Genomic DNA, 12,157 nt, shown 5'->3' with positions numbered 1-12,157 from the left:
TATTGAGTCACCGGCGTCCTTGCAGTGCTGCTTTTGCTTGACTGATAGGTGGTTTTTCAAAAAAAGGCTAAATCGCCATCCCCCCTTCAAAAACCTCCATCTTTCTTTCTACATAAGGAACCTCCGACACCTTCTCCCTTATAAAGGCAACTCGTTTATCCTTTTCACCCTTTTTACAATACAAGGTGCGATATCCGTTCTGTGTAACACCTTCACTTGTATGAAAGGTAAACCGGAGCCCAATCAGCCGACGCTTTCTCCAAAGAGCCACTTCTTCCACATCGAGCCAAGAAGCGCTGCAATGCTCTGCTCCTCTCACAAGTTCCTGGTAACTACTGGCATTACCCATCGACAGTGCAATCAGGCCCAAACCAGCTGGCCCAACTGCACCAAGAATAAAGTAGGGATTGAAAAAAGTGGCTACAAGAACGGCAACACCGGAGACAATTGCCGTCCACTTCATCACCGGCTTCACCGAATCAATCTGGGGTTTCCACGAGAACATCTCATAGCCTTTATCTGTCAATCGATAAACGATAATAGACGTTTGATGGGTCATACCCATGAACACAGGAGTCATTAAAAAAAACATCGCCACGCAAACTGCCGGCATATACTCATCCTCTCCCAAAAAAGAATAAGCAGAAAAAAACCAGACACTACCAGAAAGCAGCGTAATAACAAGAAACGCTATATTCGCCACCAAAACATTATAGTCACGCACCCGAACTTGCCAGCTCATCACCTCGGGCTCAGCAGTACGTTCCCAAGGCATCTCAGGCACGTAATTTTTCTTTGGCTGAACAAACCACATCACACGAACACCTTTTCAAAGATACTGAATGAAAAAACACTTACATACTAACCGCAACCGTCCCGCATAAATTCAAGCCGGGACCGTCAGATTGAACAGTCGGCCCATCGCTTGCCGAACAGGGGCGTTCTCCACCGGCTCCAGGGTAAAACCACCCGCATCTGCCTCTGGCTTATAAAACACAAAGTCAGCGCCATTAGGGGAGTTCAGTAGCGTCGCCGGATAATCGATCGACAGCGCAAATTCCGCCTCCGCAAAACAATCAGGGACAGGTACTGATTAGCGCCTTGAAGCACGCTACCGCCGGGGCAGGCGGCAGTGCGCCTTCCCTGGCGAAAATTGATGGGCACGGCGTCCTTGCCGTGTGATGTATCGTTCAGTGAATCAATGCCTTAGTAAGAGGCAGGAACCACGCTTGCCCCGTCAGGCTGGGAGCGTCGTCTCCTCGGCGTAGACCTCGGCGAAGATGGCGGTGATCGGCCGGTTGGGCTGTTGGGCGTAGCGCCGGCGCACTTCCGCCGAGAGCCGCTCGAGTGCTTCGCTGGGCTGGGCCCACTGCTCCCTGGGAATCGGCTGCGACCATTCCTCCAGACTCGCCGGCAGGGTCTTGCGCCCGGCCTTCTGGATGGCGCGAATTTCCCACTCGGCGAGATGGAAGGGAATCGTCCATAGGACGAGGACATGCCAGGCATACCACATGGCCACCTTGAACAGGCCGATCTCACCGTCGCGGTGGCGACGATGCAGCCTACGACGGGCATGATGGAAGGTATGCACGCCCTCGTAGGGCGGATCGCCGGGGCGATGCAGGCCGTTCGGATCCTGAATCTCCTCGCGGGTATGCACCTCGTATTCCATATAGGCCCGCACCGACTCCCACAGCCCCATCGCCAGCGGCAGGCCGGGCTGCGGCAACTCGAGGAAGTGCTGCTCCCCCGTGTCGGGATCGATGAAGCCGAGCCCCAAGCCATACTGGCGCTGCACGCCGTACTGGGTCGCCCCCTGCGCCTGGGTCACCCAGGCCGCCACGCTTTCCCACGGCACGACGATCGGCGGCTTGCCACCACCCGGCGCGAAGGCCACCTCGCGGCGCTGGCGATGAAAGCGAGTGGGGACGTCGTTGCGGAACTTGAAGTGATATTGACATTTTATAAACAACGCCATGGCCAATATAAAAAACATATCACGGACATCGTCACAAAAATCTCATTAAACATCCGTCCAGTAACCAAGAGAAATACATCAAAGCTTTTACCATACAACCCAACGGCTCCTCCCCCTATCAATGGGACAAGAAACGCCAGCATCAAATAACTAATAAAAGGAATCCCTAGGGTAAACTGCCAGGTAAACGGCGTGGGCAGGCTACCGCCCAAGTCCAGATAGGCATCGTTCACCTCGCCGATGGCCTGATTGAAGTCGACGGGCGCCGCTCCCGTGGGCAAGGGCATCGGGGAAAGGTAGATAATCTTGCCTGCCGGGAAAGGAGTGATATCTCCGGCGCGGTGAGGCTGAGCCATATCGGGGCGGGGCGTCTGGTTTTCCTTGGCTGTCATGACACTGCTTACCATTCACCCAACATGGGCAGCAAAGGGCACGCTGCGATAGGCGGCCTTCGCGGTCTCACCGGCACCGGACTGGCCGAAGCGTTCCTCCACCGGCCCCAGATCGAGGAAGGTCTCGCCGCGCTCGTAGGCGGCCTCGACCTGGCGGCTTAGCTCGGTGAGCTCGTCCGAGGGGCTGGCCCAGTCGGACTCGGGCAGCGGCTTAGACCACTCCTCCACCCAGCCCTTGGGGATAGCCTTGGGCAGCACATGGTTGACCCGGTACTCGGTGTACCAGCTGGCGAAATAGGCCAGCTCCATCCAGCGGCCCAGGCGGTAGCGCCAGAACGGCTTGCCTTCCCGCTCATGACGTCGTTTCTGACGGGCCATCTCCTCCTTGTACCAGGCCACGCTGTAGTCATCGGCGCGCTCGGGCACCGCCTCGGGGCCCTCCTCCATGTAGCGGCGAATCTGCTCCCACTGCATCATCGCCATCTGCAGGCTGGTCACGTTGGCAGAAATACCGGCACCTGCCAGGCTATACCCCGGACGCTCTGGGTCCGGCGGCAGGATATGCAGCTGCCAGCCGATGCCCGCCGGGCCGCCGACGGTCACCGCCATATTGCGCGTGGCCACCGCTACCACGTCTTCCCAGGGCACGAAGACGGTCTCTTTGCGCCAGCCGGCCAGGCGACGAACCCCGCGATACAACGCCACATAGCCGATGGCCAGAGCCGGCAAGATGACCAGATGAGTAATCGCCATAAGCACAACGCCCTGGCGATCGAACATATGCATCTCTCCCCTAAGTCCACCGAGACTGATCAACGTTAAAAAACCACTAATCGAAAACAGCGCAAACCAGAAGCCGTACATCAGGTGAGCGCTGGGAGCCGGCAAGAAGACCCTTCGCCCAAGGTGTTCCACCACAAAGGCCACCTCACGGCGCTGGCGATGGAAGCGTACCGGGGCATTGCCACGAATCCAGAGATCAGGGAGCCATAGCCCGCCTACAGTAAAAAGCAGAATCGCCATATAGGCCCCCCCCCCCATATCCCCAAAGCATCGCCCCAGGTAAAGCCTCCATAAAAGACCATAAAGACGACGAAGAAGCAGACCCCTACAAAGGCAAGCATCATCCAGACCGCCGCCCCCCCCCAGGCCAGCATGCCGTTTCGACTGACATTATGCAGCAGATCCAACGTCGCCCCGTCGCGACGATAGACCAGACGGCCGACATCCGCTCCGACCCCCGCCGTGGGCCCTAGCGGAACAGGCTTAGGGGTTAGGGCATAAAGCTCATTGGCGCCACGCGTCAGATGCTCGCCGACGCGCAGCGACATGGCGGAGGCTTCCTGTTCCTTGGTTTGGATGGTCATGGTGTTTCCTGTATTCATGGCAAGCGGTTCGATGCCCTACTCTATCAGGCCGTCCAGGGCGCAAGCGGCATGGCCTGCCAGGCGCTGGCCTCGCGCCCCTCCAGGGGCTCGACGGGTCTCCAGTTCTCCCTGGGCGATACGGCATCCAAACGACTGAAGACTTGGAAGGCCACAGTCGAGGTAGGTGACGACGCCCCCTGGGAGGTAATACGCACCACCAGTATCAGGGTATTCCAGTCACCGACGCGCTCGGGGTCCAGGGCATAATCCAACCGACAGTTGCCCTCTTCCTGGGTAAGCCCGGCGTGGGCCATCAGATCCTCGTGAAGCTCCTGCTGGCCACCGCGCGATATCCCCCAGAGGCCTACCAGGAGGTTATCCGCATTAGGCACCTCAACTCCCGGCAGGTTGAGACGCAAATTCAGGGAACTCGCCGGGTGTTGCGGTCCTGCCGGCATGGCACTCATGCGTGGTAGCTGTTCGCCGCGGCGCCAAAGCACCGGCTTGCCATGCACCTCGGCGAGATGCTGATGATGCGCCTGGAGGTTCCAGCCCTCCGGCTCGTTTCCCCAGACGCTTTTCTGGCACCACTGCTGCAGCGGCGAGAGGGAGTAGTACTCGTAGAGCAACTCGCCGACGACGACCAGCACGACGCCGACGGCGGCGACCCAGTTCAGCGGCACCGCCAGGCGCAACAAGGACAGGCGCAGAGCAGTGGCAGAGGCGCCCTTGAACTGCCCGATCAGCCCCGCCGCAAAGATCGGCAGGGTTCCACCTGCCACGGCGATATCCCCCGCCAAAGCGATACCGGCCGCCAGACGCTGACGATCCGTGCTCGCACGATCCAGCTTTAAGACTTGACGACCAATATCGAAGCCTGCCGCAAAGACTGAGAACCCCGCCACGCCAATCATCGCGCGGTTGGTCAATCGGGCCCAATCGTCCAGATGATCCAGGCTACCGGCCGCCTGCTGGACGGCACTCTGGAAGGAGCGACCCTCATATAGGCGTCGATAGCGAGTATCATGGAAGATCTCTAACACACTAGCCGTGGCACCAATCGTCCCGAATGCACCGGAGAGAACGCTCAGCGCCGCCTCCCCCTTTTGTTCATTCGTTCGCACGGACATGCTCAACTGCTGAATGGCCCCGCCAAACAACCAGACATTTAATACCAACATCAGGCCGCTGACTCCCACCGGCACGGCACGGCTCGGGGCGATATCCCCCTGCTCATTGCGAAATAGAGCATCCCTAGTACTTTGCTGCTGCAGCGCCTTCCGGACCTGGCTACGTTCATTTAACGCTGCACGAGATGCCTGCTCGCTGAGCCCGGATACTTTAAAGGCCTGATTGCCCGCTTCATCGAGGGGGTAAGTGGCGTCGGCCAGCTCATCGAGTACATCAGCCAGCGCCTGACGCTGCTGACGAACGTCCGCTCGCGCCTGACGAACTCGCGAATCATAGGCCCGTTTGGGAAGCTGCTTCCGCTGGCGTTCCAGCGTCCGCTCGATACGACTCGCGCTTTCCACCTCGCCCGCCAGGCGTTCGGCGCGCTGTAGCAGGCCATTGAGGCGCTCGAGAACGGCCTGTTCGGGGATTTGCCAACCCAGCTGGTAGGCGGAAAGGCGTGTATAGAGCTGATGGCGTATCCCATTGGAGGTGCGATCGAACAGGGCGGTGAAACGCTCCTCGAGATTCAGTGACTCGGTCTCGTCCAGTACGCTCGCCATCAGGGAGCGCCCCATCACTCTTTCCTTGGCCGTCAACTCGGTTACGACGGTCGCTCGTGCCTCTTCGCCAAGGCCATCGAGGTTCTGCAGGCGTAATTGATCCTGTTGATCGACGCGTTCTCGCCATTGCGCATGCGTACCCGGCGCGGCCTCCGCCGACATCAGCGCCATCAGGGAGCCCTGGGCATTCTTCCAGTTGGCCGCCGCGGCATTGATGAAGCCGGCCAAGGGGGTCACATGCAGGCGGTGCGCCACCGTGACCTCATCGAAATAGTGCTGGTTCAGGAAGTCCTGCTGACCGCAGGCCTCCAGGGTCGTGAACACCCGATGTTCGAGACTGCTGCGCAGGATAGCCTGGGTATCATCCTCACCATCGAGCAGGCTGGCGTACTGGTGCCAACGGGGCAGCAACGTCTTTATGTCCCCACCGACCTTCTCCTTGTCGGCTCGCCACTCACCTTGCAAATGGTCAGCATTGGTAAGAAACGACTGCATCTCGCCGAGGCGGATGACGTCCTCAATGCCTTGCTGAGCCAGAAAGCGATCGCCCTCCTGACTGCCAAAGACGCGCTCAAAGTAATCGTCATGGGTCTCGCGAGCGAAGTCGCGGACCGCTTCGGCGTCGGTACCCAGTCGCTCGGCGAGATCGGTGCTGACGCTATTCACCTCCGCTTCCAGCGCCTGCTGTTCGCGGGACCGAAAGCCCGGATGCCCGCCACTATTGGCCAGATCCTCCGAGTGCTTCTCATCATACTGGTTCTGCAGCTCCATCAGTTGCCGGAGCTGCTCCCTGTCAGAATCGTCAGCCCCTCCCAGCCATTCGGGAATCTCGCCCTGACCGGCACGCGCGATCATGGGATTCAAGTCGAGCTGCATGAAGCCATCGATGGCCCGGGCGGCAAAATGTTTCTCGGGCTCCTCGTCCAGCCACTCGGCCTCCTGACCGGCGACCAGTGTCCAGGCGCCAAGCAGATCATTGGCACGGGCCACCACATCCTCGACGATTAGGCAGGCACTGTCTTCACGATACTCGGCCTGGATATTTCCCGTGATGGTGGCCGCCTGCGCCGTCTGCCAGCCCGAGCTCGCCGTCCACTGATACTGGCCATAATCCAGACGTTCTTCGGACACGGTTCGCTCGCCCAGGTCATCTGCCAGCACCTCACCTAACTTATCGGGTGGCAACAGATGGTCGGTGCCGTTGCCCGGGCAGTAGCCACCGATGTTGACCGTCAGCATCACCTCATCCTGCACCTCCGGCTTCGCCAGCAGGAGAGCCGCCCGTTTCTCCTCCAGTTCCACCTGGCTGTAGAACACCTTGATGCTGCCGCGGCGTTCGAGAATGATCGGGTCCCCGCTGCCATCCGGCATGACCTCGAAGGCCTGCAACTCGTCGGGGGCGATGCTGTGAATCAGGTAGAGCCACCCTTGCCTGGCGGGTCGAATGCCGTTGGGACGGAAGTCTCCCTGGATGGGGGGTGATACCCCCGGCAGGGACACCTCCTGCTCGGGCTCCACCAGGGCATAGCGTACCGGCACCAGCTGCAGGTCCGGTTTTTGTAGCGGACACTGCCCGGCCTCCTGGCCGGGATCGTTATCGCTCTGGTTTTCGGCCACCAGATTGGCGGCTTCCATGTCGATGCTCATGCTGACCTCTCCTTGTTCAGCCGGGCCTGTGCGAGGTCCACCGCCGACTTGAGGCGCTCCATCGGCGGACGTCCGTCTGCCACCTTCAGGCATCTGGATAACTCGGGCATGGTCTCTTCTTGCAGCGCCGATCGACCGTGGGCCCCGAGGATGTTAGCCAGATAGAAATGCGCGCGCCGTCCATGAAAACCAAGTGCCGCCGTCAACTCGATCACCTCGCTCGCTGCCTGGCCTGCGCCGTCAAAGGTGGGTAGCCAGGGCCCCTTGGCGAAATGGGCCTGTAAATGCTCTGCAAGCTCGCCACGGAATCGACGCCAGGCGATACGCGAAAGCGACGCGCAATGTGCCTCTGTCAATTGGAAGCGCCCAGGCGACTCGTCACGATGCCGCTCGCTATCACTCTCGAGGTGGTGCCAGTTCAGATCTGTTCCCTGCATCTCAGGTAGCCACAGGCGTTCGATGGGCCCCAGAAGCGAACTGGCCTCCGGAGCGGCCTCCGCCTCGAGCAAATAGCGCATGACCTCGGGGGACGCCACCCGTAACGTCTGCTCACCTTGCCAGGGGTGCTCCACGATCAGCAGCCTACGCAGATGATCGGCCACGACCTCCAAGGCCTCGCCCGCCGTCATCAGCCAGCCCGCTTCGTTCTCGGCCTCTTCCTCGATAAAGCGCTCGAACACCGGGCTACCCGCCTCCAGCTCGACCAAGCACGGCGATAGCGTCCGACATTCGGCCAGAGGCGTATCGAGATAGAGTGGCTCATAGACCGGCGTAGGATGCGTCTCGTAGAGCCAGCGCTCCACCGGCTCCATGGCGACGCCGTCCAGCAGCACGAAGAGGCGTTCACCTCCCCGCTCACCGGGCACAGACGGCCGAGTCACCGACCATGCGCTCATGCTTGGCCGCTTCCCTGCCCGTTGTTCGACGGCGTGCAGAGCTGTGCCGTGGCCATCTCCTGTCTCAGGACGGCTTCCTGACGGGGCGCTTCGATCGCCTCATGCGTCTCCTCCGTCGCCTCCCCCGGCAGGATCGGCGCCTGGGCGCTCTGCCCGGTGCCGCTGCCGGGGCTGCCGCCGGAGTTGATCTTCACGCTCGGGCCGACGATGGTCACCCCGCTGGGGTCGAGCTTCACGAAGCTGCCGCCGGCCTTGAGGGTGATCTCGGCGCCGGCCTCGACCACCACCTTCATGCCGGCCTTGTGATGCACCTCGCTGCCGGCCTCGACCAGCTGGGCGCGGCCGATCTTCTCGTGGCGGGTCTGGCCCACGCTGAGATGATCGTCGCCGTCGACCCGGGTGCGCCGCTCGCCGTGCACGGTGTGGTGGTCGTCGCGGTCGATCTCGGTGATGCGGTCGCGCTTCACGGCCAGGTGGCTGTCGCGGCGGATCTCCTCGGTGCGGTCGTTCTCGGTCAGCAGTTCCAGGTCCTTCTGGGCGTGCCACCAGATCTGTTCCTGGTCGTGCTGGTCCTCGAAGCGCAGCTCGTTGAAGCCCTCGCCCTGGTGGGTCTGGGTGCGCAGCACGGTGCGCGTCTTGTGCTCCGGCAGCGAATACGGCGGCGTGTTGACCGCGTGGTAGGTGCGCCCGGTGATCAGCGGCTGGTCCGGGTCGCCCTCCAGGAAGGAGACGATCACCTCGTGGCCGATACGCGGGATCGCCATCATGCCGTAGCCGCCGCCGGCCCAGTCCTGGCTCACGCGCAGCCAGGCGCTGGCGGTCTCGTTGGGCTCGGCGTAGCGGTCCCAGGGGAACTGGCAGCGCACCCGGCCGTGCTCGTCGCAGTGGATCTCCTCGCCCTCGGGGCCAACCACGAAGGCCACCTGGGGGCCGTCGACCCGCGGCTTGGGCCGGGGTTCGGGGCGCCAGGCGGTGTCGTCCGGGGTCAGGCTCAGGGTGTTGTGATACCGCGTCATGGCTTCCGAGCCCGTCTTCCCACCTTGGCCCCGCAGGCCTTGCGCCTGCACGGCATCTTCCTCGAGGGCCTGAGGCTGCTCGCCCTGGTGGACCACCTTGATGACCTGCCAGCCGCGGTTGAACTCGGCCACGTCGTGGTCGGCCAGGGTGAAGCGCGCGCCCGGGGTGAGTTCGGGCAGGTCGCTCTCGCCGTCGAGGGTCAGGGCGTCGTGGCGCAGGTGCTCGAGCCGGTGGCGGGTGAAGGCCCGGCCCGAGGCGTCGGCCTTGTAGCGGCCCGGGTAGTCGTAGTGTTCGTAGTCCGTCCGCTGCGAGAGGGCGTCCAGCCCCGCGGCTTCCCGATCGTGCAGCTGAGCCTGATGTAACTGTGAATAGGCCGGCTGCTTGAACGAGTAGTCCTTGAGCTGGGCCCGAGCCGGGCGCACCCGGGCGGTCTGGGTCAGCCGCCGCAGGTGACGCTGGGGCGGCGTGCCGCCGGCGCGGTGATGATAGCGGCGCTCGCCGAGGCCGGTGAGCACCTGGGGATCGTCGGCGAACACCAGCCGGTGGGCGCCGAGGTCGGCATCCTCGCCACTCGGTTCCAGAAACTGGTGGAAATAGAACAGTCCTTCCTCGGCGGCCAGGCGCTCGAGGAACTCGAGGTCGGTCTCGCGGTACTGCACGCAGTACTCGCGCTCGGCGGGCTCGCGGGTCAGCGCGAAGGCCACGTCGGTCAGGCCACGCTCCTCGCACAGGGTGTTGAGGATGGTCAGCGGCGAGACGCGCTGGAAGATGCGCGAGTTCTGGCGCAGCGAGAGCCGCCACAGCGAGGGGCGGATCACCACCTCGTAGAAGCTGCGGCGATGGCCGCGGTCGCCGCGGCCGAACTCGGCCACGATGCCGTGGACCCGGCGCTGGGCCACGCCGTCCTGCCACACGGTCAGGCTCGCCGGGCGGTCGAGCAGCGATGTCGACGAGAGGTCGGCGGCCCGGCTGGCGAAGCGCACCCGCAGGTGGAAGGGCGACGAGAGCGCCTCTTCATGGGTGAAGTCGACGACGGCCAGGTCGGCCTCATCGGCCCCCGCGAGGCTGAGGGTGAACTGCAGTCCATTGGCCTGGGTCATGGCATCCCTCCTGGAGGCCGTGTCCGTTCCTTGGGTCACCGGCCGCGAAGGGCCGGCGAAAGGGCTAGGTTACGCGAGTGCGGCGCCGACACAAGTCGGCGGCGGCATGGCTCAGGGCTCGCCTGACGGACGAGAACGACCAGCGCTGAGACATGCCGCCGCCAGGGCCGAGGCCCTGGCGACGAAGACGGTGCCCGCCGGCGCGAGCATGGGCTGAGGCACCGCAGGGCGCGAGGCGATCAGGCCTCGATCGGGGCGCGCCAGTCGTCGGAACCGGAGGTGCCGGCGACGGTGTGTTCCCAGTCGATCTTGCGATAGGCCAGGGACACGTCCATCAGCTGGGTGAACTCGGAGCTGTTGGAATCCTGGGCGTGGGGCATGCGCAGGTTGATGTCGACGATGGTGGCGTCGGTCAGCGAGGTGGTGAAGAAGTGCTCCTGCTTGCCCTCGACGGAGGTGCGGTACCACTTCAGCTCGACGTTCGGCAGCATCTCGCCGGAGGCCAGGGCGTTGTACATCAGCGGCACGGCCTTGTTCAGGGCCACGGTGAAGATGAACGGCTTGTGGGCGCGCTGGCCGGCGGGCTGGCCGGACTGCGGGTCGGTCGGCACGGTGACGATGTGCTTGAATTCCTGCACCAGCATCTGGTCCTCGTGGCCCTCGACGTAGATGTTGCCGACGGACTCGGGGGTGAAGGCACCGGCGGTGATGTTGCCCTGGGTCTGGCCTTCGATGCTGATATAACACGGCGTAGGCATGTGTCTGCTCCTTGACGATGAATGACGATGTCCGATGGACGTCTATAAGGAGCATGTCTGGGGCCACAACACACACACCCATTTAAAATCAGTCTGTTATGAAAAAATCGCCGCGCCAGACTCACTATGGTTAGGCAAGATCTTGCCCGGATCGAGCAAGAAGTTGCCCAGCGGGCAAGAAGTTGCCTGGCCTTCTCAGGCTCCGTCGGATCCACTCAGGCCCTTGGCGTGGCGAAGGCCATCACCTCGGCCACGCTCGCCCTGCCCTGCGCCAGCTGGAACAGGCGATCGAGCCCCAGGGCCACGCCGCTGCCCGCCGGCATGCCGGCCTCCAGCGCGGCCAGCAGGCGCTCGTCGACGTCGACCTCGGCCAGGCCGGCGGCGCGGCGGGCGGCGTTGTCATCCTCGAAGCGGGCGCGCTGCTCCGCGGCGTCGGTGAGCTCGTCGTAGCCGTTGGCGAGCTCGAGGCCGTGCCGGTAGACCTCGAAGCGCGAGGCGACCCACTCGCCGTCCTCCGGATCGCGATGTCGACGCGCCAGCGCCGCCTGGCTGGCCGGGTAGTCCACCACCACGTCGATGCCATCGCGGCCCAGGTGCGGCTCGATGGACAGGCTGATCAACAGGTCGAGGCAGTCGTCGCGCGAGGCCGTGGCCATGTCGAGCCCGCCGGTCTCGGCGGCCCGGCGGCGCAGGGCATCGAGCGGTTCGTGGAAGGGATCGAGCCTGAGGTGTTCGCGAAACAGCTCACGATAGCGGCGACGGCGCAGCGGGCCGGGATCGGACGGCAGCACCCGGCGGATCAGCGCATCGGTCTCGGCGATCAGGCCGTCCAGGTCGAGGCCCGGGCGGTACCACTCCAGCATGCTGAACTCGAGGTTGTGGCGCCCGCCCACCTCGCCGTCGCGGAAGCTGCGGGCGATCTGGAAGATCGCTCCGCTGCCGGCGGCCAGCAGCCGCTTCATGTGGAATTCCGGCGAGGTCTGCAGCCACAGCCGCTCGCGACCGGCCGGCGTCACCGCCTCGCAGCACAGTGAGGCCAGGTGCACGTCGGTGCTGCCGCCGTGGCCGAGCACCGGCGTTTCCACCTCCCACACCTCGCGCTCGGCGAAGAAGGCCCGCACCTCGGCCATCAGCCGCGCCCGCTCGCGCAGCGTCGCGATCTCGGCGGTGGGCCGCCAATCAATGGTCATCGATCTTTCTCCACAAACGACAAAGGCCCCGGCGTAGGGGCCTTTGTAGAACACCTTGTTACTTGAGCGATCCACCGGC

10 protein-coding genes are annotated in these 12,157 nt (G+C 63.1%); all 10 read right to left on the bottom strand.

Annotated features, from left to right (window positions below; all coding sequences use genetic code 11):
* Positions 1–67: 67 nt before the first annotated feature.
* The 10 genes from FIU88_RS04435 to epmA all read right to left on the bottom strand — a co-directional run bounded on the left by FIU88_RS04435 (position 68) and on the right by epmA (position 12,078).
* A complete protein-coding gene (locus FIU88_RS04435; protein WP_152478330.1) occupies positions 68–814 on the bottom strand; it encodes a hypothetical protein in 747 nt (248 codons plus the stop codon).
* A gap of 423 nt (positions 815–1,237) precedes the next feature.
* Positions 1,238–1,996, bottom strand: coding sequence for a hypothetical protein (locus FIU88_RS19375; protein ID WP_253742725.1), 759 nt, complete (start codon positions 1,994–1,996; stop codon positions 1,238–1,240).
* Complete coding sequence (locus FIU88_RS04425; protein WP_152478329.1) at positions 1,963–2,370, bottom strand: hypothetical protein; 408 nt, start codon at positions 2,368–2,370, stop codon at positions 1,963–1,965. The genes FIU88_RS19375 and FIU88_RS04425 overlap by 34 nt, the downstream gene beginning before the upstream one ends.
* Positions 2,371–2,385: 15 nt before the next feature.
* The gene (locus tag FIU88_RS04420; protein ID WP_152478328.1) at positions 2,386–3,123 is read right to left on the bottom strand and encodes a hypothetical protein; all 738 of its coding nucleotides are present in this window, start codon (positions 3,121–3,123) and stop codon (positions 2,386–2,388) included.
* Positions 3,124–3,368: 245 nt separating this feature from the next.
* Entirely contained in the window at positions 3,369–3,737 is a 369-nt protein-coding gene (locus tag FIU88_RS04415; RefSeq protein ID WP_152478327.1) for a hypothetical protein, read from the bottom strand.
* Positions 3,738–3,781: 44 nt separating this feature from the next.
* A complete protein-coding gene (locus tag FIU88_RS04410; RefSeq protein ID WP_152478326.1) occupies positions 3,782–7,117 on the bottom strand; it encodes a toxin VasX in 3,336 nt (1,111 codons plus the stop codon).
* Complete coding sequence (locus tag FIU88_RS04405; RefSeq protein WP_152478325.1) at positions 7,114–8,013, bottom strand: DUF4123 domain-containing protein; 900 nt, start codon at positions 8,011–8,013, stop codon at positions 7,114–7,116. The genes FIU88_RS04410 and FIU88_RS04405 overlap by 4 nt, the downstream gene beginning before the upstream one ends.
* Complete coding sequence (locus FIU88_RS04400; protein ID WP_152478324.1) at positions 8,010–10,130, bottom strand: type VI secretion system Vgr family protein; 2,121 nt, start codon at positions 10,128–10,130, stop codon at positions 8,010–8,012. Before FIU88_RS04400 ends, FIU88_RS04405 begins: the two co-directional genes overlap by 4 nt.
* Before the next feature lie 239 nt (positions 10,131–10,369).
* Positions 10,370–10,888, bottom strand: a complete 519-nt coding sequence (locus FIU88_RS04395; RefSeq protein WP_152478323.1) for an Hcp family type VI secretion system effector — start codon at positions 10,886–10,888, stop codon at positions 10,370–10,372.
* Between the two features lie 215 nt (positions 10,889–11,103).
* Positions 11,104–12,078, bottom strand: coding sequence for an EF-P lysine aminoacylase EpmA (epmA, locus tag FIU88_RS04390; protein WP_152478322.1), 975 nt, complete (start codon positions 12,076–12,078; stop codon positions 11,104–11,106).
* Positions 12,079–12,157 lie beyond the last annotated feature (79 nt).

Origin of the sequence: Halomonas sp. THAF12 (assembly GCF_009363675.1) — a bacterium.
Classification (GTDB): Bacteria; Pseudomonadota; Gammaproteobacteria; order Pseudomonadales; family Halomonadaceae; genus Halomonas; species Halomonas smyrnensis.
Note: the sequence above shows the minus strand (reverse complement) of the source record. Positions and strands in the feature narration are given on the sequence as shown.